At 66.6% G+C, this 21,406-nt stretch carries 22 protein-coding genes; 10 read left to right on the forward strand and 12 right to left on the reverse strand.

What is annotated here, in order from left to right; genetic code table 11:
* The first annotated feature begins 1 nt into the window (after position 1).
* The 3 genes from MEICH_RS0100170 (at position 2) to MEICH_RS0100180 (ending at position 1,834) form a co-directional block, all read left to right on the forward strand.
* Complete coding sequence (locus MEICH_RS0100170; protein ID WP_027890944.1) at positions 2-337, forward strand: DUF190 domain-containing protein; 336 nt, start codon at positions 2-4, stop codon at positions 335-337.
* 241 nt (positions 338-578) lie between these two features.
* Positions 579-1,091, forward strand: a complete 513-nt coding sequence (locus MEICH_RS0100175; RefSeq protein ID WP_036218061.1) for a hypothetical protein — start codon at positions 579-581, stop codon at positions 1,089-1,091.
* A gap of 143 nt (positions 1,092-1,234) precedes the next feature.
* On the forward strand, positions 1,235-1,834 hold the full coding sequence (locus MEICH_RS0100180; protein ID WP_027890946.1) for a sulfite oxidase-like oxidoreductase: 600 nt from the start codon (positions 1,235-1,237) through the stop codon (positions 1,832-1,834).
* Positions 1,835-1,961: 127 nt separating this feature from the next.
* On the opposite strand, the gene MEICH_RS0100185 is transcribed toward MEICH_RS0100180, so the two are convergent.
* Positions 1,962-3,053, reverse strand: a complete 1,092-nt coding sequence (locus MEICH_RS0100185) for a BMP family lipoprotein (RefSeq protein ID WP_027890947.1) — start codon at positions 3,051-3,053, stop codon at positions 1,962-1,964.
* Between the two features lie 297 nt (positions 3,054-3,350).
* On the opposite strand from MEICH_RS0100185, the gene MEICH_RS0100190 reads away from it, so the two are divergent.
* Positions 3,351-3,812: a hypothetical protein gene (locus tag MEICH_RS0100190; protein ID WP_027890948.1), complete on the forward strand. Its 462-nt coding sequence runs from the start codon at positions 3,351-3,353 to the stop codon at positions 3,810-3,812.
* Positions 3,813-4,037: 225 nt separating this feature from the next.
* Here MEICH_RS0100190 and MEICH_RS0100195 read toward each other — a convergent pair whose 3' ends face one another.
* From MEICH_RS0100195 to MEICH_RS0100210, 4 genes are all read right to left on the reverse strand, one after another.
* A complete protein-coding gene (locus tag MEICH_RS0100195) occupies positions 4,038-5,168 on the reverse strand; it encodes an FtsX-like permease family protein (RefSeq protein ID WP_027890949.1) in 1,131 nt (376 codons plus the stop codon).
* Positions 5,169-5,249: 81 nt separating this feature from the next.
* Positions 5,250-5,636, reverse strand: a complete 387-nt coding sequence (locus MEICH_RS0100200; RefSeq protein ID WP_051303803.1) for a 3D domain-containing protein — start codon at positions 5,634-5,636, stop codon at positions 5,250-5,252.
* A gap of 358 nt (positions 5,637-5,994) precedes the next feature.
* Positions 5,995-6,765: a hypothetical protein gene (locus MEICH_RS0100205; protein WP_157202528.1), complete on the reverse strand. Its 771-nt coding sequence runs from the start codon at positions 6,763-6,765 to the stop codon at positions 5,995-5,997.
* An 89-nt stretch (positions 6,766-6,854) separates the two neighbouring features.
* Positions 6,855-8,000 carry an RNA-guided endonuclease InsQ/TnpB family protein gene (locus MEICH_RS0100210; RefSeq protein ID WP_245587578.1) on the reverse strand — a complete coding sequence of 382 codons (1,146 nt, stop codon included), beginning with the start codon at positions 7,998-8,000 and terminating at the stop codon, positions 6,855-6,857.
* A 345-nt stretch (positions 8,001-8,345) separates the two neighbouring features.
* Between MEICH_RS0100210 and MEICH_RS0100215 the strand changes: the two genes are divergently transcribed.
* Positions 8,346-8,990 (forward strand): hypothetical protein, encoded by a 645-nt coding sequence (locus tag MEICH_RS0100215; protein ID WP_027890953.1) that lies wholly within the window; start codon positions 8,346-8,348, stop codon positions 8,988-8,990.
* A gap of 105 nt (positions 8,991-9,095) precedes the next feature.
* Positions 9,096-9,950 carry a YihY/virulence factor BrkB family protein gene (locus MEICH_RS22800; RefSeq protein WP_036218063.1) on the forward strand — a complete coding sequence of 285 codons (855 nt, stop codon included), beginning with the start codon at positions 9,096-9,098 and terminating at the stop codon, positions 9,948-9,950.
* A 280-nt stretch (positions 9,951-10,230) separates the two neighbouring features.
* On the opposite strand, the gene phnE is transcribed toward MEICH_RS22800, so the two are convergent.
* The 4 genes from phnE to MEICH_RS0100240 all read right to left on the reverse strand — a co-directional run bounded on the left by phnE (position 10,231) and on the right by MEICH_RS0100240 (position 15,737).
* The gene (phnE, locus tag MEICH_RS0100225; RefSeq protein WP_027890954.1) at positions 10,231-11,868 is read right to left on the reverse strand and encodes a phosphonate ABC transporter, permease protein PhnE; all 1,638 of its coding nucleotides are present in this window, start codon (positions 11,866-11,868) and stop codon (positions 10,231-10,233) included.
* Positions 11,865-12,623: a phosphonate ABC transporter ATP-binding protein gene (phnC, locus tag MEICH_RS0100230; protein WP_027890955.1), complete on the reverse strand. Its 759-nt coding sequence runs from the start codon at positions 12,621-12,623 to the stop codon at positions 11,865-11,867. Before phnC ends, phnE begins: the two co-directional genes overlap by 4 nt.
* 363 nt (positions 12,624-12,986) lie before the next feature.
* Positions 12,987-14,069, reverse strand: a complete 1,083-nt coding sequence (locus MEICH_RS0100235) for a Fic family protein (RefSeq protein WP_245587657.1) — start codon at positions 14,067-14,069, stop codon at positions 12,987-12,989.
* A 777-nt stretch (positions 14,070-14,846) separates the two neighbouring features.
* Positions 14,847-15,737 (reverse strand): phosphate/phosphite/phosphonate ABC transporter substrate-binding protein, encoded by an 891-nt coding sequence (locus tag MEICH_RS0100240; protein WP_027890957.1) that lies wholly within the window; start codon positions 15,735-15,737, stop codon positions 14,847-14,849.
* A gap of 111 nt (positions 15,738-15,848) precedes the next feature.
* On the opposite strand from MEICH_RS0100240, the gene MEICH_RS0100245 reads away from it, so the two are divergent.
* Together MEICH_RS0100245 and MEICH_RS0100250 are read left to right on the forward strand one after the other, a co-directional pair.
* Entirely contained in the window at positions 15,849-16,352 is a 504-nt protein-coding gene (locus MEICH_RS0100245) for a DinB family protein (RefSeq protein ID WP_084542105.1), read from the forward strand.
* A gap of 24 nt (positions 16,353-16,376) precedes the next feature.
* Entirely contained in the window at positions 16,377-17,042 is a 666-nt protein-coding gene (locus tag MEICH_RS0100250; RefSeq protein WP_027890959.1) for an HAD family hydrolase, read from the forward strand.
* A 153-nt stretch (positions 17,043-17,195) separates the two neighbouring features.
* On the opposite strand, the gene MEICH_RS22805 is transcribed toward MEICH_RS0100250, so the two are convergent.
* A complete protein-coding gene (locus tag MEICH_RS22805) occupies positions 17,196-17,681 on the reverse strand; it encodes a DinB family protein (protein ID WP_051303804.1) in 486 nt (161 codons plus the stop codon).
* A gap of 162 nt (positions 17,682-17,843) precedes the next feature.
* Here MEICH_RS22805 and apaG point away from each other — a divergent pair, with 162 nt between their 5' ends.
* Complete coding sequence (apaG, locus tag MEICH_RS0100260) at positions 17,844-18,230, forward strand: Co2+/Mg2+ efflux protein ApaG (protein WP_157202529.1); 387 nt, start codon at positions 17,844-17,846, stop codon at positions 18,228-18,230.
* A gap of 149 nt (positions 18,231-18,379) precedes the next feature.
* Here the strand turns inward: apaG and MEICH_RS0100265 are convergent, their stop codons facing one another.
* Positions 18,380-19,264, reverse strand: a complete 885-nt coding sequence (locus MEICH_RS0100265; RefSeq protein ID WP_027890961.1) for a hypothetical protein — start codon at positions 19,262-19,264, stop codon at positions 18,380-18,382.
* Positions 19,265-19,383: 119 nt separating this feature from the next.
* On the opposite strand from MEICH_RS0100265, the gene MEICH_RS22810 reads away from it, so the two are divergent.
* Complete coding sequence (locus tag MEICH_RS22810) at positions 19,384-20,007, forward strand: LURP-one-related/scramblase family protein (protein ID WP_036218065.1); 624 nt, start codon at positions 19,384-19,386, stop codon at positions 20,005-20,007.
* Between the two features lie 176 nt (positions 20,008-20,183).
* On the opposite strand, the gene MEICH_RS0100275 is transcribed toward MEICH_RS22810, so the two are convergent.
* Complete coding sequence (locus MEICH_RS0100275; protein WP_027890962.1) at positions 20,184-21,134, reverse strand: L-threonylcarbamoyladenylate synthase; 951 nt, start codon at positions 21,132-21,134, stop codon at positions 20,184-20,186.
* Between the last annotated feature and the right edge of the window lie 272 nt (positions 21,135-21,406).

Raw genomic sequence — 21,406 nt, forward strand, 5'->3', positions numbered from 1 at the left:
GATGAAACTCGAGGGGGAAGCCAAGCTTTTGCGCATCTTCATCGGCGAGAGCGACAAGTGGCAGGGCCGCCCGCTCTACGAGGCCATCGTGCTCGAGGCCAAGCAACACGGCCTGGCCGGGGCCACCGTGTTCAAGGGCGTCATGGGCTTCGGGGCGCACTCGCGCATCCACAGCGCCAAGCTCCTCCAGCTCTCCGAAGACCTGCCCCTCATGATCGAGATCGTGGACAGCGACGAGAAGATCCGGGCCTTCCTCCCGGTGCTCGACGCCATGGTGCGGGAGGGGTTGGTGACGCTCGAGCGCGTCGAGGTGATCCGCTACAGCGGCAGCGGGTGAAGGCCCGCTTCGTGTAAGGCCTCGAGCGAGGCCTTTTGGGCTCGACTGAGAATTAACCCCGTGAGGCAGGATATAAACCTAGTTCATAATTACCGTAGTTCCACCCAAAACCAGCTTTTCTAAACGAAAATCACGGGCCATTGGTCGAGGCTGAGAATCAGGTCAATTTCGCATGATCCGGGATTGAGTCTTGTTACAGTTGGGCTGACCTCGAGATATCGAGGAAAAGGAGTTTCAGCGTATGAAGCTAAAGGCTACTCTTTTGGCCCTGCTCAGCTTGGCTACCCTCAGCGCGTGCGTGCCCTTCGAAAAAGGGGGTTCCGCTTATAACCCTATTGTCATCGACAACCCCCTGTTCGGTGAGGCGAAGGTCAAGGCAGGGGCGACCAGCTACATCGCGGTCCATCTGAACCCTAGCCTCCTGGGCATCTCAGAGAGGGCCTTCGATCCGATGGACAGCGAAACCCACTCGGCTAGCGTGGGTTCTTACATCAAAAGGTCGATCGGCGGCTTTAGGCTCGCGAGTGTCGAGGGGGAGGGCTGGAAGCTCGAGCTCGCAGGGTCGAACCTGATCCGCCGCATCGCCAGCCGCTCTGGCAATAGCACTTACTTTTACAACTACGTGGAGGTCGTCTTCGCCGCCACCCCCGTAAGCGAAAACCCCGAACGAGCAGTAGGTGCCTTCGTTAGCTACAACGGCAAAACTCACCCGATCCTGCTGCGTCTGTCTGTAGAAAGCCCCGACAAAAAGTAAGAGCGGCTCCCACGGATACCTCGCATAGCTGAGTCGGCTGAGTGGGATAAAACGCCCGCCGATCCCGGCGGGCGTTCGCGGGAAACGCGATAAGTGTGCGCTCCCTTACCCGGCCCCCAAAGGGCCGGGTCTATCGTTGGGCTATGTTCGGCAAATTCCTCAAGAAGTCCGGCGACGAGGAGGAGGGGCGGGTCCCTCCCGGGCAGGTGCTCACCGAGAAATTCCCGGTGCTGACCTACGGCCCCACCCCCAGCCTGAAGCCCGAAGAGGTCAGGGTATCGCTCACGGGCCTCGTAGAGCAGCCCCTCGAGCTCTCCTGGGCCGAGCTCATGGCCCTGCCCCAGTCCGAGCTCACCGCCGACTTCCACTGCGTCACCCGCTGGAGCAAGCTCGACGTGCGGTGGCGGGGCGTGAAGGTGCTCGACCTGATGAGCCAGGTCCGGCTCAAGCCGCAGGCCGGCGCGGTCTTGATCCACTGCTACGGCGGCTACACCACCAACCTCACCCTCGACGACTTCCTCCGCCCGGAAAACCTGCTCGCCCACACCCTCTTCGGCGAGCCCATCCCCCGCGACCACGGCGGCCCCCTGCGCCTCATCGTGCCCCACCTCTACGCCTGGAAGAGCGCCAAGTGGCTACGCGGCTTCGAGTTCACCCAGGACGAGAAGCTGGGCTTCTGGGAGGTCAACGGCTACCACCGGCGGGGGGATCCCTGGAAGGAAGAGCGGTTTAGTGACGAGTGAGTCGATGGTCGATAGCCCATAGCTGATAGCCAAACGCAAAACGCAAGACGCAAGACGCAAAAAATCCCCTCCTTCCGGCCGGAAGGAGGGGCAGGGGTGGGAAAGCTGAGGGCTGACGGCTTACAGGCTACCGAGTGTCCGGCACCTTGATCTGGCCGCTGATGACGGCTTTCTTTAGGGCCTCGAGCTCGCGGCGCAGGGTGTCGGGGATGAGGGCCTGGTTGAAGGGGTCGAGGGCGAAGTCCAGACCGCCCTCCTTGAGGCCCAGGCTCACGATGCCGCCTTTGAAGGTTCCCTTGACCACGGCTTCCACGGCGCGGAAGGCGGCGACGTCGACCTTCTTGAGCATGCAGGTGAGGGCGTGGTTGAGGGTCTGGGGGTTGGAGTCGGTGTCGCCCAGGAAGTTGAGGTTGCCGTCGCCGCCGATGAAGAACATGGGGCGGGTGTTGCCCGTGCAGGCTTGGGTATAGGCGGCGTACTTGGGCACCGTGCGGAAGGGGTCGCGGATGAAGCGGACGCCCCTGGGCAGGTCGCCGGCCTTGAGGCAGCGGGTCTCCTTGACGTAGTTGAACACCCCCAGCCCGCTCGCGCCGGCGGCGGCGTAGATGATGTCGGCGCCCTGGGCTTTTTGCAGGCCGGCGATCTCCTTGGCCTTGGCCGGGTCGTTGAAGGCGGCCGGGGTGTTGCCCACGTAGTTGGCGATCACCCGGCAGGTGGGGCAGGCCTTCTTGACCCCCTCGCGGTAGCCCACCTCGAACTTGTGGATGAGGGGGATGTCCATGCCCCCGACGAAGCCCACCACCCCGGTCTGGGTCAGGCGGCCGGCGATGTAGCCCACCAAGAAGGTGCCCTCGTTCTCGCGGAACACCAGGCTTTGCACGTTGGGCTGGTCGGAGACGCTGTCGATGAGGGCGAACTTGGTGTCCTTGAACTCCTTGGCGGTCGCGGTGATGCCCGGCTCGGTGGCGAAGCCCACCCCGATGATGAGGTCGAAGCCCTCCTCGGCGAACTTGCGCACCCCCGGCAGCACCTGGGAGGGGTCGCCGGGCTCGAAGTCGTAGAGCAGGGCCTTGAGCTGCTGGGCGGCCCGCTGGGCCCCGGCGTAGGCCACGCCGTTGAAGGTGGGGTCGTTCTTGCCCCCCGTGTCGAAGGCCATGCCCACCCGGACCTGGGCCGAAGCCAGCCCGCACAGCACGAGCAGCGCGATCCACGGTTTCATATGCCCCGAGTATAGCCACCGGCCCAGCCCCGGCGGTAGCGTGTCTCAAGGTTGGATTGAGGGCGCGATACCGGATTCAAAAAGATAATCATCCGAACCAAAGAGACCCAGGGGCTATCTTTTCGGATCCCAGAGCACACCCCTCCCTGACGGTCGGCGAAGCAAGCGTCTCCCTTCCAAGGGGCGCTACCGCCCTCCGCTACGCGGATAACTTCGGTCGGGTCAGTTCGCCGCCATCCGGCGCCGAACTAACCGAATCTGGTATGAAAACCCCTCCGGGCGCTAGGCTATGGGGGTATGCGCCCTTACCTCGTGCTGCTCGCGCTGTTGTGGGGAATGGCCTCGGCCCAGAGCTACGAGCCCAACCGCCTCTTCGTCGGGGCGGGCCTGGACTTCAACTGGCTGGCGGGCTCGAGCTACCCCTCGCTCACCTTCCAGGCAGGCGACTACGACCTCTTCGGCTCGCTCGGCCTGAGGGCCCACGTCGGCTTCGGCCAGGGCTCGGTGGGCTTCTTCGAGTTCGGCCTCCACGCCCTCACCGCCCTCGGCCAGGGCCGCTTCTTCCCCTACGGCGGCGGCGGCCTGGGCGTGATCTTCGGCGGCGGGGTGGCGCTGTGGGGCCTCGAGGGCGTGGCCGGCGCCGAGTTCTTCGTCAACCCCACCCTCAGCATCGGCGCCGAGATCGCCCCCTCGCTCTACCTCGCCAACGGCTCGGCCGTGTTCGGCTTCCGCCTGAGGCTGGGGCCGAATTTGCGTTGAACAGCAAGCTTCCAGCCCTCAGTTTTCCCCTGCCCCTCTCCGACCGGAGGGAGGATTTCCTGCGCCTTGCGCCTTGCGTCTTGCGTTTTGCGTTCGGCGTTCGGCGTTCGGCGTTCGGCGTTCGGCGGCGTTCGGCGTATTGCGTACGACCCGCGCCCGGCGCCCGGCTATCGGCTATCGGCTATCGGCTATCGACCATCGACTATCGACCCTCGACCACCGACATCACCTCAACACCTCCCCCGGCTTAACCCGCAGCGCCCGCACGAGCGGGAGCAGCGAGGCCAGGATCACCACCAGCAGGCTCATCGCCGAGACCCAGACGAAATCGCTGGCCTTGATGTCCACGGGGAGGCTGGTGATGAAGTAGAGGTCGCCGGGGATGCGGATGGGGCGCCAGGCGAAGTAGCTCGACAGGCCCCAGCCCAGCAGGTTGCCCAGGACCACGCCGCCCACGCCCAGCAGGACGCCCTCGAGCGCGAACACCCCCGCCACCTGGAGGCCCCGCGCGCCCAGCACGCGCAGCAGGGCGATGTCGGGGGTTTTTTCCACCACCGCCAGCACCAGCACGTTGGCCATGCCCAGCGCGGCCACGCCCACGATGAGGAAGACGATGATCCCGCTGACGCGCTTCTGCAGGGCGAGCTGCTCGATGAGCGTGCGGTAGTTGCTCTGCCAGGTCTGGGGGAGGTAGTCGCTGCCGCTGATGGCCCGCCCGACCTCGTAGGCGCGGTCGGGGTCGCGCACGCGCACCTGGTAGCCGCTGATGGCGCCGGGCAGGCCCAGGAGCTTGCGGTTGTCCTCGAGCGTGGTGAAGGCGTAGCCCGCGTCGAGCAGGGCGTTGCCGGTGCTGAAGGTGCCCACGACCTCGAGCGTCACCCGGGTCTGGTCGATGGACAGCGCGACGAGCTTGTCGCCGGTGAAGGCGGCCAGGCTGCGGGCCAGCATGCTGCCCAGCACGACGGTGCCGGGCTCGAGCTGGCTCAGGTCGATGTCGGGGTAGACGGCGGCGCCCCCCTCGCCCAGCCCGATCAGGGTGGCGAAGTCCACCCCCGCGCTGCGCCCCTCCTCGGCGCGGCGGGTCAGCAGCGCCTTGGCCGCCAGGAAGGGGGCCTGGGCCAGCACCTCGGGGTGGGGCAGGGGCGGGGTGTTGGGCGCCTCGGGGGCGAGCTTGAGCAGCAGGACGTGGGGCACCGCCTTGAGAGTGGCGTCGATCAGGCCTTTGCTAAAGCCGTTGAACAGCGACAGGGCGGTGGTGAGCACCATGATCCCCACCGCCACGCCCAGCAGGGTGATGAGGCTCTGGGTGCGGCGGTGGCGCAGGTGGCGCAGGGCGAGGAACCAGACGAATCGCATGGGTCGGGCCAGCAAAATTGCAGAGAGCGCCGGCCCTCTGCAATCGGCTTTACCCTATTTTAGCCGGTCGGCCCGGCGCGATCAGCCGCGGCCCAGCCGCACGACCGTCACCCGGAGCTTGCGCACGCCGAAGCTGATGGCGGTGGAGCGGTTGGGCATCCAGATGTCCATGCGCCAGCGGAAGCGGCGGTTCATGGTGTCCTCGACGACGAAGATGGTGTTGCGGAAGAGGTAGTTGAACTGCCCGCGCCCGCGGCCGTTGACGCTGCCCAGGTCCTCCAGGCGCACCTGCGAGCCGTAGGGCAGGGTGGGCAGGAGGTCACGGCTCACCGCCACGATGCCGAAGCGGGTGCGCGCCCCGGTGGCGGTGATGAAGGGGGTGCTGTCGGTCTCCCGCACGGAAGAGGTGTAGGCGGTGGAGGTCACCACGAAGGTCGAAGCTGCCCATGCCGAGGAGAAAACCCACATCGCGGCAAATGTGAACAGCACAGCAAGGTTGGTGCGAATAAACCATCGCATATCCGGCCAAGGGTAGGCGCGGTTTTAGAGGACATTCTTAGAGAACTCCCCCCTTTTTCTCATCTTTCAAACTTTTGCCGAGACTCGGCTTTACTGCATAAACGTAAAAAGCGTGCAGACAAGGGATAAAAGCAAAAGCAGAAGCATGAGAGATGCCTCAAGCCGCCGTTTCATTTTCTAATGAAGTCCGGAGCGCCCCCGCCCGCCGGGAGGCCCGGCACCCCGCGAAAAGGCCCCACTCGAGGCAATTTCCCGCCGCCTCACCCGCTATTCGTGAAGCAGAATTTCATGAAACACCCGTGAAGAGCTACTCGATGCGCAGGCTGTACACCCCGCTCGAGACGCCGTCGGCACAGCCCAGGCTCTGGTCGCAGAACCCGGCCAAGCCCCCGTTGCTCTGCTCGCGCACGAAGACGTGGTCGTTGGGCTTGAGGTCGAAGCTCATCCCCGGCTCGCCCCGGAACACCCGGTTGTTGCCGCGCACCACCTCGACGATGGGGTGCAGGCCGTTGGAGGCGTAGTCGAAGGTGAGGCGGGCGTCCTGGCCGCGGTAGACGTAGCTGTCGAGCTGGCCCAGGAACAGCAGCGCCCCGGCGGTGCTGCCGCTGATCTCCTGGCCGCTCGAGCCGCGGTAGCCCGCGCGGGACACCGCCCGCACCCGCACCCGGGTAGGCTCGGGGAGGCGGTTGCGCACGCGGATGTAGGCCTTGCCGAAGTTGGCGGGCAGGTTGAGGCTGAAGGGCAGGCTGGGGTCGATGACCTTGGGGTTGCGGCCGACGGAGGACACCGCCAGGCCCGGCGCGGCGAACCAGTAGCGGCTCACCGAGCGGGCGTAGGGCAGGCGGTTGCTGTCGAAGACGGTGAGCTCGAGCTGGGCCGACTTGGGGTTGTCTACGGGAAAGGCGTCCAGGCGCACCGGGGTGCTGCCGACCTCGAGGTTGAAGAACACTGCCTCACCCTCCCCCAGCGCAAGGGTGGTGGCCTCGGGCCCGTCCACCTTGAGCACTGTGCCCGTGGGAATTCCGGGCGCGCCGCAGGCGGCGAGCAAGAGAATGAGAAGGGCGAATACAAACCGCATATGCTCGAGAGTAGCGCATTAGAAATCCCCCTAGGTGAGTGAGGGCACTGTGACGACTCCCCGTTCTGAAGAACGGGGCTTCGCGGTTCTCACGGGACGGCCCACGCCGTACCCATCCCCGCAGGCTCCGTCCGAGCCCTGGCCAGAATGTTGGTGGCAGCGGCCACGTCCCGGTGCTGGCGGGTATCGCATTGGGGACAGGTGTACTCCCGCACCCACAGCGGTCGCCTCTCCCTGTGGCCGCACACCGGGCAGTCCTGGCTGGTATGCTTGGGGTCTACCCCCACGACCCGCCTACCAGCCTCTTCCGCTTTGTAGGCGAGGGTTTGCAGAAAAGCCGCCCAGCCCGCGTCCTGCACCCCCTTGGCGGTGCGGGAGCGGGCCAGTCCGAGGTCTTCGTGGACGACGGTGCCATAGCGGTTTACGAGCCTCCGGGCCAGCTTGTGGTGGAAGTCTTTGCGCTGGTTGGCGATTTTGCGGTGCAGTTTGGCTACCCGCCTTCTGGCCTGTTTACGACGACGGCTACCTCGCTTCTTGCGGGCAAGGTCGCGCTGGGCGGTGGCGAGTTTAGCCTGCGCCTTCTGGAAGTACCGAGGGGCCTCGACCAGCTCCCCCTCCGAGGTGATGAGGAAGTGGGGGTTGGTGCCCAGGTCTATCCCAATCGCTGCCCGGTTTTCGGGTAGGGGGTTGGGCTCGGTCTCGCAGACAAACACGATGTACCAGTCATCCCCTTCCCGCTTCAGCGTGGCGGTCTTGAGCCTGCCTTCCAGCGGGCGGTGCAGCTTGAGTTTGACCGAGCCCACCCCGTGGATGAGCACCCGCTTCCCGCGTTCCTGGAGCTTGACCCCGGTAGTCCCGGCCTGGGGGAAGGTGAAGGAGTCGTAGCGCCCCTGCCCCTTGAAGCGGGGGTATCCCGCTTTCTGTCCCGCCTTGACCCTACGGAAGAAGCCCTTGAACGCCAGGTCCACCCGTTCGATGACGTTCTGCAAGACCTGGGAGTGGACGCCCTTGTACTCCGGCAGCTCGGCCCGTACCTGCGGCAGGTGGCGTTTTTGCTCGTAGAAGCCCACCGCCTGGCCCGCCTTCTTGTAGGCCTCCCGCCGCTCCTGCAGGGCCGCGTTGTACAACTGGCGGCACAGCGAGAGGGTGCGCTCCAGGTCCCGCCGTTGGGGCGGGGTGGGGTACAGGCGGTACTTGAAGGCCTTCTTGTGGGTGGTAGGCTCGATGCGCGTCACCTCCTATCCAGGTGATGCCGGGCTCGGGGTGCTGCAACACTGCCGGGCCGTTTCTGTGTACAACATAGCATATCCGCTCTGCTACTCACCGTGTTGTGTGCCCCTTCGGTGGACGTGGGGGTCCATGTAACGCAGACGAGCATGCCGCCTGAGTACCGGCATCGCCTAGGGAGTCGCTCTGGCGACCGGCTAGCGCCGGAACCTGGGGGGCCTGCGGCCCTTCACTGGGCCCGGCGGCATGTCTGCGAGTCCCTCCCCGGTTTGAAGAACCGGGGGATTATAGCCCCCCACACCCCCCCAGTTCTCTAAGCAAGCCCCCACCCTGGCGGCCTATGCTTGGGCGTGATGCGCGCTCTCCTGGTGGCCGCCCTGCTGGGGTTCAGCCCAGCCCTGGCGCAGGGCATTACCTTCTACCTGGGCTTCAGCCTCCCCTCCCCCGCCGACTTGCGGGTAGTGCAGGAGGGACACCCCGAGACCACCGTGCGGCAGGCCCGCTTCGAGAGCCGGGACTTCGGCTACCCCATCTACTACGGCGTGCGGGCCTGGTGGGGCGACCCCAACGGGCTGCGCTACGAGATCGAGCTCATCCACCAGAAGCTCTACTTCGCGGGCGCCGAGGAGAACGGCGAGCTGTTCGAGCGCTTCCAGGTGACCGACGGCTTCAACCTCCTCACCTTCAACCTGGCCTACGCCCTGCCCGCGGGGCCGGTGCGGGCGGTGGGGCGGCTGGGGGCGGGCATCGCCTTCCCGCACCCCGAGACCGTGGTGCGGGGACAGGCCTACGGCGTGGACGGCGACCCGCTGTACTACCACTTCGGCGGGCTGGCCTTCCAGGGGGGGCTCGGCCTCGAGGCGCCCTTCGGCGGCTTCGCGGCCCAACTGGAGGGCAAGTTCACCTTCAGCCACAGCCGCGTCCAGATCGCGGGGGGCTTCGTGGAGGGGGATTTCTCCACCTGGCACGCCGTGTTTGGCGGGGGCTACCGCTGGTGAGGTAGGGGCCGCGGCCCGCTGCCGCCCCTCAGCCCCGGCTCAGCCCGCCCCTGCAACATCAGCCTCGAGACGGGGGCCCCCGCTGGCGCCCCTCGAGGAGCGACGATGTGGAGCCTGGTGCGGCGCACTTTCCAGGAGTGGCAGGAGGACCGGGTGCCGGTGCTGGCCTCCTCGCTGGCCTTCTACACGGTCTTCTCGCTGGCCCCGCTGCTGGTGATCGTGATCGCCGTGGCCGGGCTGGTGTTCGACCAGGCCCAGGCCCGCGAGCAGATCCTGCTCGAGTTCGGCGGGCTGGTGGGCGATCAGGGGCGCGAGCTGCTGGCGACGATGCTCGAGGGCGCCAGCCGCCAGGGCTCGGGGCTTTGGGCCGGGCTGGTGGGGGTGCTCACGCTGCTGCTGGGGGCCAGCGGGGTGTTCTTGCAGCTCAAGCAGGCGCTCAACATCGTGTGGGACGTGCAGCCTGAGAAAAAGGGTGGGGTGAGCGCGCTGGTGCGGGCCCGGTTGGCGGCGGTGGGGATGGTGCTGGGGCTGGGCTTCCTGGTGCTGGCCTCGCTGGTGGCGAGCGCCGCACTCGCCGCGTTCGGCGACTGGGCCTTCGGCGGCCTGCCGGGCTCGAGGCTGCTGTGGCAGGCGGTCAATTTCGCCTTCGCCTTCGTGGTGCTCACGCTGGTCTTCGCGCTGCTGTTCAAGTACCTCCCCGACACGCCGGTGGCCTGGCGCGACGTGTGGGTGGGGGCCCTGGTGACCTCTTTGCTCTTCAACCTGGGCCGCTTCCTCATCGGGCAGTACCTGGGCCACAGCGCCACCGCCAGCACCTTCGGGGCGGCCGCGGCGCTGGTGGTGCTGCTGCTGTGGGTGTACTACTCGGCGCAGATCGTGCTGCTGGGGGCGGAGTTCACGCAGGTGTGGGCCAAGACGCGCGGCTCGAGGGCCGGCGAGGCGCAGGCCGCGGGCGAGTAGCCCGGACCCCCGCGAGAAGCGCGTGATTTACCCGCCACAGCACACACCACTGCGGCGGGTATTTAGTGGAAACCGGTATCATACCGGATTCAAAAAGATAGTCATCCGATCCGAAGAGCCCCGGAGGCCATCTTTTCGAGTCCTAGGGCACACCCCTCCCTGACGGTCGGCGAAGCAAGCGCATCCCTCCCGAGGGGCGGTACCGCCCCCCGGTACCGCCCCCCGCTACGCGGATAACTTCGGTCGGGTTAGTTCGCCGCCGAACTAACCGAATCTGGCATCAGACCAAGCGACTGCGCAGCCAGGAGGAGGCGAAGTCGATGAGGTTGACCACGATCACGATGGCGATGACGCCGATGATCATCTGGTCGTAGTTGCCCGCGTCCATCGCGCCCTTGATGAAGTAGCCGATGCCCCCCGCCCCCACCAGCCCCAGCACCACCGAGACCCGGAAGTTGATCTCGAAGCGGTAGAGGGTATAGGAGACGAACAGCGGCAGCACCTGCGGCAGGATGGCCCAGCGCAGCACGTTGACCCCGGAGGTGCCGGTGGACTCGAGCGCCTCGATGGGCCCGCGGTCGACGTTCTCGATGGCCTCGGAGTAGAGCTTGCCGAGGTCCGCGATGGAGTGGATCGCCATCGCCAGCACCCCGGCGAAGGGCCCCAGCCCCACCGCCGCCACGAAGACCAGGGCCAGGATGAGGGTGTCCACCCCGCGGTCGACGTTGTAGAAGGTGCGCATGAAGCCGAAGAGGGCGCGCATGAAGGCGCTGCCCTGGGTGAGGTTTCGCGCGGCGAGGAAGCTGCTGGGGATGGCGAAGATCGCGGCCAGGAAGGTGCCCACCAGCGCGATCTCGATGGTGAGGGCCATCTCCGAGAGCACGCTCTGCAACGGGAAGATGGGGTTGGCGGCGTCGGGGGCGGCGAGGTTGGGGGGCCAGGCCCGGTCCATGAAGCCGGTGAGGAAGGGCCAGCCCTTGACCAGCTTCTGGAGCTCGAACTCGGTGGCGTCGAAGGCGGGGAGCAGCACCCCCACCAGCCCGGCCAGGATCAGGCCCGCGCGCAGGTCGCCCACCTCCGCGAGCCGGGGGCGGCGCAGCAGCATCAACCCCGCGCCCAGCATCAGGCCGGCCAGCAGGAAGACCGCGAAGGCCCCGTACTGGATCTGGCCCGGCTGCAGCAGGCGGTAGCCCTGCTCGGCGGTCTCCTGGGGGATGCGGCCCTTGAAGTCGGCCAGGCCCTGCACCGGCTTCTCCTCCGGCTGCCCGATCTCGCGCAGGATGGCGTTGCGCTCCTCGAGCCCAGCGTTGTACTCCTCGACGATGCGCTGCTCGAGGCCCGGTTCCACCCCGCCCAGCAGGCGGTAGTAGCCCGCCATCTTGGGCAGGTAGAGATGGCCGCCGCTTCCGGCGTTGAGCCAGCCAAACAGCAGCGCGCTCAGGATGAGCCCGGCCCCGATCAGCGGCCAGCGGAGGCGCGGGCGCGAGCGGCCCGCGAGCGCCAGCACCAGCAAGGGGACCAGGCCCGCCAACAGCTCCATCAGCCCGTTCACCGGGATCAGCCGCGCCAGCCCGGCGGGCTGAGCGATGAGGAAAAGCCCGCTGAAGAGGGTCACGCCCCCGGCCAGGACGCCCCCCAGCGCCGCCGAGGCGCCGCCCCGCCGTGCCAGCACCAGCCCGGCCGCGAGGGCCAGGGGCACCAGGGCCAGCAGGGGGAAGCGCGGCAGCAGGCCCAGCAGGGTGGGCGAGACCGTCTCGCGGGTGAGGTAGCCCACCGACTGCACGAAGGGGAAGGCCACGAACGCGACGGCCACGCCGAAGATCCCGCCGTAGATCAGGCGGCGCATCGAGCCCTTGGCGACGCTGAGCAGCACGGCGATGGCCGCGCCCAGCAAGGCGTAGACCAGCGCCGCGCTCACGCCGCCATCTCCTTCCGCTCGTAGATCTCGTCCACGAGCTCGTCGGTCAGCTCGGCGGCGGTGCCGTCGAAGACCAGCTCCCCGCGCCGGAAGGCGATGATGCGCTTGGCGTACTTGAGGGCGAGGTCGAGGGCGTGGATGTTGATCACCACGGTCATGCCGAGCTGCTCGTTGAAGCGCTTGAGGATGCGCATGACCTCCTCGGAGAGCACCGGGTCGAGGTTGGCGGCCGGCTCGTCGGCCAGCATGAGCCGGGGCTCCTGGGCCATGGCCCGGGCGATGGCCACGCGCTGCATCTGCCCGCCCGAGAGCGAGTCGACGCGGGCGCTCTCCTTGGCGGTGAGGTCGACCTGCTCGAGCTGCGCCCGCGCGATCTGGTAGTCGCGCTCGGTGTACAGCCCCAGCAGCCCCCGCCAGGTCGGCAGGTAGCCCAGCCGCCCGTGCAGCACGTTGTCGAGCACGCTGAGGCGGGTGACGAGGTTGAACTGCTGGAAGATGAAGCCCACGCTGCGGCGGTAGCGCTGCAGCTCGCGCTTGGAGAGGCGGGTGACCTCGAGGCCCTCCACGCTGATGGTCCCCTGGGAGGGGATCAGCAGGCCGTTGAGGGTGCGTAGGAAGGTGCTCTTGCCCGCCCCCGACCGCCCGATGATCGCCACGAAATCCCCCTTGGGGATGTCGATGCTCACGTCCTTGAGGGCCTGGAAGGGCCCGTTCTTGGTCTGAAAGACCTGACTCACTCCTCTGACTTCGATCATCACGAACTCCGCTTGACGGTCTATCTTACAAGCTCAAGCAAGCTCTACCGCCCTCTTTACCGACGTCCACCCCTCTTCCGGACGGAGCTGTCCCCGGTGGACGGCGGCAGATCCGCAATCCTGAAGGGGATTACCCCTGGGTAGATGGCAGGCGAACGCCCGTTGTCCTGGAGGGGATCGTTCCACAAGTTCATGGGCGCAAGCCTGTCCTGAAGGGGATCTTCCCGTCCCCGGCAGTGTTTTCCGGCTTACTGTCCGGCTAAGCCACCGCGAAGAGCGCTCTAAGCGACATTGATGATACCGACTGAACGAGCCGCGGGCGGGTGTGGTATGACCTGAGGATTTGTCGGCCGCGGCGAGCGATTAGGTCGAAAAAGTCGATTCATCGCTGGAAATTCCGGTGGTCTCGTCGCGCTCGAGCCTGAAGATATCCAGATAACGTTGGTAAACGAACAAACGGTCCCTCGCATGCTCACTCGCGGGTTGCAGGACACCTACCCGTACCAGTTCCCCGACCAGGGCGTTGGCGTTCGAGTAAGAAAGTCCAGTGAGGCTTTGAACCCTGCGAACGTTGACGAAGGGCTGACGGAGCAGGTGCTCGTGCAGGGTCAGGGCGTTGGCGGTTCTGCGACCCAGTTCTTGCCCGATACGTAGACGATCTTGTTCACGCAGATCGAGCACGTCACGGGTTTTCTGGGTAGACTCGGTGGCCACCGAACGTACCCCCTCGAGAAAGAATCTCAGCCAGCCTTCCCAGTCCCCGCGTTCACGAATAGCTTGCAGGCGGTCGTAGTACTCGCTTCGGTTGAGCTTAAAGAAATGCGAGAGGTATAAGAGCGGCGCGTCCAGCAGACCATAATGGCACATCAACAGGGTGATGAGCAGGCGTCCGAGGCGTCCGTTACCGTCGAGAAAAGGGTGAATGGTCTCGAACTGGGCGTGGATCAGGCCAATCTTGACCAAGGGCGGCGTTCGAGAATCCTCCTCATAGATGAACCTCTCCAGGTTATCCAGGGCAACCAACATCTCGGGAACCGGAGGGGGCACGAACCGTGCGGTCTGCAGGGTAGAGCCCACAGGGCCGATCCAATTCTGGCTCCTTCGAAACTCTCCTGGATCGCGCTGGCTCCCCCGCACCCCGTTCATCAGAATGCCGTGTATCTCGCGAATCAACCTGAGGGAGACGGGAAGTTCTTCCTGGCGCCTCAGACCATAGTCCATTGCCTCGATGTAGTTAATCACTTCTTGTACGTCGCCAGGCGCGTCCGGATTGGCAAGGTTGGCCTCGGCCCGCAGCACGTCATCGAGACTGGCTTGGGTCCCTTCAATCTGGCTCGAGAGCACTGCCTCGGCCCGGATGTACATCATTACCAGCAGGTCGGGATTGGGGAGCCGCTCGGCTGTTCCCTTGAGCTGCCCTAATGCACCCTGAGCCTCGAGCAACACGTTCAAGCTCGATGCATCCCACACTAAAGGCTCGGCCAGGGGCAATTTCGCAGGGATAAAGGCTCGGTAGCCGCCCCGTTGGGGAACAAAGGTCCCAGCTCGGTTATTACTGTTTACAGCCATTGTGCGATGACATGTTACCTTCTTGTATCTGTTTTGTCCACCATAACAGATATAACCAGAGAGGTTTGTCCCTGCTATTATCGCCAGCGAACATAGCCTTCGACTCGTGGAGCCTTTATACCTGGGATAGCCCTTCCAGCAGCCACACCGCCTGCGCCGCCCAGCCCTCCCAAGCGGGCCAAAGCCGCTCTCGCCAAGGGACTCCAAACGCTCTTCGCCGGGGTGCAGCTGGCAAACTTATCGTAGGGTGCTCATCCCCCTCCGGCAGCCCTTGACGCAGTTGCTTGGCTCTCCCAAAAAAACAAACCCCAGGATTCTCCTGGGGTCATCGAGGCGTAAGCGACCCACAGCTAAAGCAGTGGGCTTCCAGGGACAGGATTATGCCGAATAGCACTCTCCGCTTCCCCCAGGTGCGGCCGGCTTACAGCAGCCCAGCGGGGTTGCCCCCGCCGCGAAATGGTTTGCGTCATGGGCAAACAGCCGTTTCTCCCGATAGGCGATACGCCGGTGGAGTGCCTTGCAGCCCCGGCAGAAACCATCGCCCCATTCTACACGATGGGTTGGCGACCCCGCACCGCTCTGCGAGCGGCTTTCGTTTCCTCCCAGGGCTAAAGCCACTGGGTTTCCTCGAAAGGTTTCTATGAACTCGAGCCATCAGTCCTGGCCGGCTACCTTGCGGGCTTCACGCACCACGTCGTAGTCGGAGTCCTTGGCGGGGATCATGTAGTCGATGCGGTAGAGGTCGAGCAGCAGCTTGCTGCCCGGGCTCTTGATGCGCTGGATGGCCGCAGCGATGCCCTTGGTGAGGGAGGGGTACTTGGCCTGGAACTGCTTGGAGACGCTGAAGGTGTCGCCGGGGATGGGCTTGGAGTAGAAGATGGCGGTGAGCTGAGCGGCCTCCTCGGGCTTGAGGAACTGGGTCCAGGCCCCGCTCTTGTTCTTGTCGTCGTTGGCGAAGGTGGCGGCGGCGTCGACCGACTTGTTGAGCACCGCCAGCACGGCGGAGTCGTGCTTGCCGGCGAAGATCTGCTTGGAGAAGAGCTTGTCGGGCTCGAGGCCGGCGGTCACGAGGGCGGCGCGGGGGAAGACGTAGCCGGCGGCGGAGTTCTTATCGACCCAGGCGATGGTCTTGCCCTCGAGCTGCCGCACGTTCTTGATGCCGGAGTCCTTGCGCACGATGATGGCCGACCAGTAGTAGGGGCTGGTGCCGCGCACCGACTTCAAGAGCACCTGCGCGCCGACGTCGCGGTGGGCGATGACGTAGCCGTCCGGGGGGTAGAAGGCGAAGTCGAGGTTGCCCCCGCGCATGGCCTCGATGAGGCCGCGGTACTCGGTGGGGATGAAGATCTCCACCTCGACGGTGCCCCTGAACTCCTTCTCGATGAAGTCGGCGATGGCCTGGGCGGCCGGGCGGAGCTGGTCGGAGTTCTGGGTGGGGTTGAAGCCGATGCGAACTTTGATCGGGGCCTGGGCGAAGGCGAAGGACACCACGATCAGGGTGGCGAGGGCCACCAGGCCGAACACTGCCGCGAGGGTACGTTTCATACCGCCCACAGCCTACTACGAATTGTCAAAGTTGTATCAAGTCAAAACACCTTCTGGAAGCCTTCCCGTTTGCGGCGCCGCGCGGCCTGTGGGCAGCCCTATACTGGCCCCATGCCGGTTCTGGAAAGCCCCTCTCCCGCCCTGCTGCGCGCCCTGCTCGAGGGCTTCGGCGCCTTCACCCCCGCCCCCCGCCTGCTGGGCGACCTGACCCCCGCCCAGGCCGCCGCCAAGGCCCCGGGCCTCCCCCACTCGGTGGCCGAGCTTGTGGCCCACGCCCACTTCTGGCAGCGGTGGATCCTCGACGTCGCCGAGGGCAGCCCGCCCCGCCCCGTGCCCCACGCCGCCGAGGGTTGGCCCGCGGTGGGACCCGGGGGCTGGGAAGGGGTGCGCGCGGCGTTCCTGGAGGGCCTCGAGCGGGCCAAGCGGCTCGCCGAAGACCCCGAGCGCCTGCGGCGCCCCCTCCTCGAGCAGCCCCACGCGGGCTGGGAGCGCCACAGCGTGGGCTCGGCCCTCGCCGACCTCGCCCTCCACAACGCCCACCACCTGGGCCAGGCGGTCGCGGTGCGGCAGGCGTTGGGGCTGTGGCCGCCGCAGGGGGGTGGGGTGACGTGGTGAGGGCCGTGGGGTAGGGTAGACCCGATGAAGGCCCTGATCTTCGACTTCGACGGCACCATCCTCGACACCGAACAGGCCGAGTACACCGCCTGGACCCGGACCTACGCCCGCTACGGCGGCGAGCTCACCCTGCAGGACTACCTCCCCTGGGTGGGCACCGCCGACCCCGTCTTTGACCCCTACGCCCACCTCGAGGCCCAGATCGGCCCCTTCGACCGCGAGGCCTTCGACCGCGAGCGCCGGGAGAAGCTCTACGCCCTGCTGGCCGAGCTCCAGCCCCTGCCCGGCGTGCTCGACTGGCTCGAGCAGGCCCGTTCGCTGGGGCTGAAGCTGGCGGTGGCCTCGAGCTCGAGCGCCCACTGGGTGCTGGGGCACCTCGAGCAGCACCGCCTGCACGAGTTCTTCGAGCACGTGATCACCCGCGAGCACGTCGAGCGCACCAAGCCCGACCCCGCGCTCTTCCTGAAAGCGGCAGAAGCCTTGGGAGCCACCCCCGCCGAGTGCGTCGCGGTGGAAGACTCCCTCAACGGGGTCAAAGCCGCCAAAGCCGCCGGGATGTACGCCGTGGCCGTCCCCAACTTCCTCACCCGCCACCTCGACCTCAGCCCCGCCGACCGGCTCCTCCCCAGCCTGGCCGAGCTGAGCCTCGAGCAGTTCCTCCAGGAGCTGAGGGCAGGCATAGCCGTGTGAATGTAGGCCTGTAGCCTATAGCTCGTGGCTAGTGGTGGACGGCGGTAAGCCGTCAGCTTTCAGCCCTCAGCCGTCAGCCTTCCCACCCCCGTCCCCTCCCTCCGGCCGGAGGGAGGGGGGTTTAGCGTTTTGCGTCTTGCGTTTAGCTATCGACTATCGACCCCCACCCTGCACCAGCTTCACCATCTGCCGGATCGCCCCTGCGTGGTAAGCCGTGTGCGCGATGTTGTCGATCATCAGGGCCACGCCCCGCTCGCGCCAGGTGGGGCGGCTGTGGGCCATCTCCAGCAGCGTTTCGTACTGCTGGCGCAGCCCGGCCTTGAGGGCTTCCCACTCGGCCTCGCTCACCTGCTGCACCTTCCAACTATCGGCCCAGTTGATCTCGGGGCGCTCCCCGCGCAGCCAGGCGTTGGCGACCTCGAGCGTGAAGCGCACGTGCTCGGCGTGGGCCGCCACCGTGACGCGGCCCTCGACGGGGGCCCGCGAGGCCTGCTCGGCGCTGACGTTTTCGAGGGCGAAGAGCAGGCCGTTGTACCAGCCGCCGTTGTGCTCGTCGCCCTCGAGGGCCATCTTGAGGGAGTGCACCAGGGCGTTGCCCAGCGCCGGGAGGGAGAATTCGGGGGATTGTTCGCTGCTCACGTCACTTCCTCCTCTTCAGATTTCAGGACTGCGGTTATGAAATTAGCAGAATCGCCCGGGCGTCGCCATCCTACGCCCGGTGGAGCAGGGCCCGCTGCCGCGGGCTACCCAACTCACCCGCCCCTGCGCTACCCTCTTGTCAACACCCCGAAGGAGCCGATGATGAGCGAAGAACTGCCCATCCGCCAGGACATCGAAGTCGAGGTGGAGGTGCTGTACGCCGACCAGCACAGCCGCCCCGGTGAGCACGTCTTCGTCTACTTCATCACCATCACCAACCACGGCGCCGAAACCGTGCAACTGCTCTCGCGCCACTGGGTCATCACCCAGGCCGTCGGCCAGCCCGAGGAGGTCATAGGCCCGGGCGTGGTCGGCGAGCAGCCGGTGCTCGAGCCAGGCCAGGCCTACCGCTACAACAGCTTCTGCCCCATCGCCCGCCCCCCCGGCCAGATGCGCGGCTGGTACACCTTCCAAAACATCCTGGGCCACCGCTTCCGCGTCGCCATCCCCCCCTTCGACCTGCGCCTGCCCCAAAGGCACCTGAACTGAGGGTCGTGGCCCGTGACCTGTAGCTCGTGGTTTGTCGAAGGTCGAGGGTTCAGGGCCAAGGCGTCTGGCGTTTTGCGTTTTGCGTTTTGCGTCTTGCGTCTCGCGTACGACCCGCGTTTTGCGTTTGGCTATCGGCTATCAGCTATCAGCTATCGACCATCGACATTCTCCGCCACCGAACGCTCAGCGAGCGTCGCCATCTCGCGGAAGCGCTTGGCGTGGTAGCTGCCGAGAACGCTCTCGATCTGGGCGGAGAGGTTGTGCAGCAATTGGCCGGGCTCGAGGGCGCCGAACTCCTCGCGGAAGCGCTCCATCACCCAGGGGGCGCGGCTGCCGAAGCGGCCCTGGACCACCTCGTGGGCTGCCTGCCAGATGCGCTCGGGGTCGAGGAGGGCCGACACGGCGGCCTCGAGTTCGCCCGGGCTGGCGAGGCTCGGCGGTTCGGGGGGGGCAGGGGCGGAGGGCCCGGCAAAGCCGATCTCCGGTGCGGGCTCGCCCCGCCACACCAGCTCGGTGAGGCGGCCCCGCTGGTCCCCCTCGGGCACCTCGCCGCCCTCGAGCACCTCGCCCTCGCGCAGCACCCAGACCTTGAGGCTGAGGCCGAGCTCGAGCGCCACCACCCCGCTGAAGCCCTCCTGGCCCAGGCGCTCGAGCACGGCGGCGACGTTGACGAGGGTGCTGTTCCCCAGCGAGCGCACCTCCCCGGACACCGCCGCCAGCGCCAGCGCCAGCGCCGGCCCCTCCAGCGGGTGCAGGGCGATGGCGTTGAAGCCCGGCTCGGCGCGGAGCTGCTCGAGCGCGGGGGCACCCTCGAGGTCGCCGCGCAGGGCGTGGACCAGCCGCCCGCGTTCGAAGAGGATCCGTGCCAGCAGCCCGGTGCGGGTCTCCAGGGTGATGATCCCGCTGAACTCCGAACCCTGCAGAATCGCCAGGCTTTGCTCCAGCGCGCCCCCCGAGAGCTTCTGCTCGGCGGGGTGCGCGCGGGCCAACAGACGAAAGACGTAGGGGACGCAGGCTTGGCCGGTGGTTTCCATAGGCGCGAGTCCACCCCAGAATAGGGGCTTTGTGACCCAAAGCCGGTGATTTTCGACCTCTACCCGCCCTGCGGAGGAAAACCCCGCTTCGCGCGGACGGCCGTTAAGCTGGAAACCGTATGAGCCTGAGCTATCCCCTGCAGGTCAAGATGCCCATCTTCACCCTCTCGCCCGAGCTGCACCTCGAGGACTCCGGGGGCCGCAACCTCCTGACGTTCAAGCAGAAGATCTGGACCCTGCGCGAGGCCACCACGGTCTTCGCCGACAAGGCCAAGCAGCAGCCGCTGTACACCCTCCAGGCCGACCGGGTGATCGGCTTCGGGGCCAAGCACCTCATCCGGCGCACCGACGGCACCCTCGTCGGCGTGTTCGAGAACGACGGCCTGCGCTCGTTGTGGCGGGCCCGCTACTGGGTCAAGGACGCGCAGGGCAACGTCATCTACCACGCCGTGGAGGAAAACCCCTGGATCGCGCTGGTGGACGGGCTGTTCGGGCTGCTCGACGAGATCCCGGTGGTGGGGCTGTTCACCGGGCTGCTGGGCATGGTCTTCTCGTACTTCATCAACCCCAGCTACCTGCTCAAGGACTCCTACGGCACCCCCCGCTACCGCGTCCGCAAGCAGCGCTCCTTCTTCGAGCGGCGCTTCCTGCTCGAGCCCCTCGAGGCCGTGCCCGAGGAGTGGGAGGAGTTCACCCTGCTCGCGCTGATGCGGCTGGTGCAGCTCGAGCGGCGGCAGGGTTAAGGGTTAGGGGAATGGGACGTGGGGCGTCGGATGGCGATGGCCGAACGCCGATAGCCGATAGCGGGTCGTACGTCGTACGTCCTACGCCGTACGCGAGACGCAAGACGCAAGACGCCAGACGCCTTGGCTCTAGACCCTCGACAAATCACAAGCCACAGGCCACGAGCCTTTAGGGCTCACCTCGTCGCCGCCCGGCGCAGGCGGTCCATGATGGCGCGGCCCAAGCCTTCCTCGGGCACGGGCTCGGCGTAGATGGCCTCGAGGCCCAGCATGTCGAGCTGGTGCAGCGCCTCGAAGAGGTGCGCCGCCGCCTCGCGCAGGTCGCCGGTGGGCGAGAGGACCTTGACCACCCCGAAGCCCCGGGGCACGTCCTGGAAGGCCAGGTAGCCCAGCTTCTTGCGGCCTCGGGTGGGCACCTCCTCGGGCCGGGCGATGTGGATGGGGGTGCGGGGGGCGTAGTGCTGGGGGAGCTGCCCCGGCACGAGCGGCTTGAGGCTCTCCCCCACGCTGAGCTCGAGCGGCCCCACGACGGGCTCGAGCTCCTCCACCGGGATGGCCCCGTAGCGCAGCACGGTGGGCTTCTCCCCCAGCATCACGATGGTGGACTCGACGCCGTGGGTGGTAAGCCCCCCGTCGAGGATGAGGTCCACGCGGTCTTCGAGCATGCGCGCGACGTGCTCGGCGCGGGTGGGGCTCAGGTAGCCGAAGGGGTTGGCGCTGGGGGCCGCCACCGGCACCCCGGCCCGCCGCAGCAGCTCGAGCGCCACCGGGTGCCCCGGCATCCGCACCGCCACCGTGGGCAGCCCCGAGGTCACGATGCCCGGCACCGCCGCAGCCTTGGGCAGCACCAGCGTCAGCGGCCCCGGCCAGAAACGCTCGATGAGCGCCTCCGCCTGGGACGACACCTCACAGGCGACCTGCCCCAGCATCTCCCGGCTCGCCACGTGCACGATGAGGGGGTCAAAACTCGGCCGCTGCTTGGCCTCGAAGATGCGGGCGACCGCCTCCGCGTCGAGGGCGTTGGCGCCCAGTCCATACACAGTCTCGGTGGGAAAGGCCACCAGGCCACCCGATCGCAGGATCTGAGCGGCTTTCTCGAGGTTTTCGGGCGTAGGTGGCACGACCATAGCAACCCTTCGATTATGCCCGAAGGGGGGCGATTTGGCATCTGGGTCAGTGATCGATAGTCAATAGTCGATAGTCGATAGTCGATAGTCGATAGCCGATAGCCCATAGCCCATAGCCCATAGCTGATAGCCTCGTTGAAATCAATCATCCACTGGGGTTGTGCCCGGCCCAACAGCTAACTACAGCCCCACCTCCCAGGAGACGGGCGCTCGTGCCGTGCTGCCCGCCCCGGCCGGGGTGTGCGGCTCGCGAGGGAGGGGGTGACGGGGGT

This window comes from Calidithermus chliarophilus DSM 9957 (genome assembly GCF_000430045.1).
GTDB lineage: Bacteria > Deinococcota > Deinococci > Deinococcales > Thermaceae > Calidithermus > Calidithermus chliarophilus.

Bases quoted from the DNA above. Each gene is read 5' to 3' on its own strand.
- MEICH_RS0100170 (WP_027890944.1), top strand. From the start codon at position 2: ATGAAACTCGAGGGGGAAGCCAAGCTTTTGCGCATCTTCATCGGCGAG.
- MEICH_RS0100175 (WP_036218061.1), top strand. From the start codon at position 579: ATGAAGCTAAAGGCTACTCTTTTGGCCCTGCTCAGCTTGGCTACCCTC.
- MEICH_RS0100180 (WP_027890946.1), top strand. From the start codon at position 1,235: ATGTTCGGCAAATTCCTCAAGAAGTCCGGCGACGAGGAGGAGGGGCGG.
- MEICH_RS0100185 (WP_027890947.1), bottom strand. From the start codon at position 3,053: ATGAAACCGTGGATCGCGCTGCTCGTGCTGTGCGGGCTGGCTTCGGCC.
- MEICH_RS0100190 (WP_027890948.1), top strand. From the start codon at position 3,351: ATGCGCCCTTACCTCGTGCTGCTCGCGCTGTTGTGGGGAATGGCCTCG.
- MEICH_RS0100195 (WP_027890949.1), bottom strand. From the start codon at position 5,168: ATGCGATTCGTCTGGTTCCTCGCCCTGCGCCACCTGCGCCACCGCCGC.
- MEICH_RS0100200 (WP_051303803.1), bottom strand. From the start codon at position 5,636: ATGTGGGTTTTCTCCTCGGCATGGGCAGCTTCGACCTTCGTGGTGACC.
- MEICH_RS0100205 (WP_157202528.1), bottom strand. From the start codon at position 6,765: ATGCGGTTTGTATTCGCCCTTCTCATTCTCTTGCTCGCCGCCTGCGGC.
- MEICH_RS0100215 (WP_027890953.1), top strand. From the start codon at position 8,346: ATGCGCGCTCTCCTGGTGGCCGCCCTGCTGGGGTTCAGCCCAGCCCTG.
- MEICH_RS22800 (WP_036218063.1), top strand. From the start codon at position 9,096: ATGTGGAGCCTGGTGCGGCGCACTTTCCAGGAGTGGCAGGAGGACCGG.
- phnC (WP_027890955.1), bottom strand. From the start codon at position 12,623: ATGATCGAAGTCAGAGGAGTGAGTCAGGTCTTTCAGACCAAGAACGGG.
- MEICH_RS0100240 (WP_027890957.1), bottom strand. From the start codon at position 15,737: ATGAAACGTACCCTCGCGGCAGTGTTCGGCCTGGTGGCCCTCGCCACC.
- MEICH_RS0100245 (WP_084542105.1), top strand. From the start codon at position 15,849: ATGCCGGTTCTGGAAAGCCCCTCTCCCGCCCTGCTGCGCGCCCTGCTC.
- MEICH_RS0100250 (WP_027890959.1), top strand. From the start codon at position 16,377: ATGAAGGCCCTGATCTTCGACTTCGACGGCACCATCCTCGACACCGAA.
- apaG (WP_157202529.1), top strand. From the start codon at position 17,844: ATGAGCGAAGAACTGCCCATCCGCCAGGACATCGAAGTCGAGGTGGAG.
- MEICH_RS0100265 (WP_027890961.1), bottom strand. From the start codon at position 19,264: ATGGAAACCACCGGCCAAGCCTGCGTCCCCTACGTCTTTCGTCTGTTG.
- MEICH_RS22810 (WP_036218065.1), top strand. From the start codon at position 19,384: ATGAGCCTGAGCTATCCCCTGCAGGTCAAGATGCCCATCTTCACCCTC.
- MEICH_RS0100275 (WP_027890962.1), bottom strand. From the start codon at position 21,134: ATGGTCGTGCCACCTACGCCCGAAAACCTCGAGAAAGCCGCTCAGATC.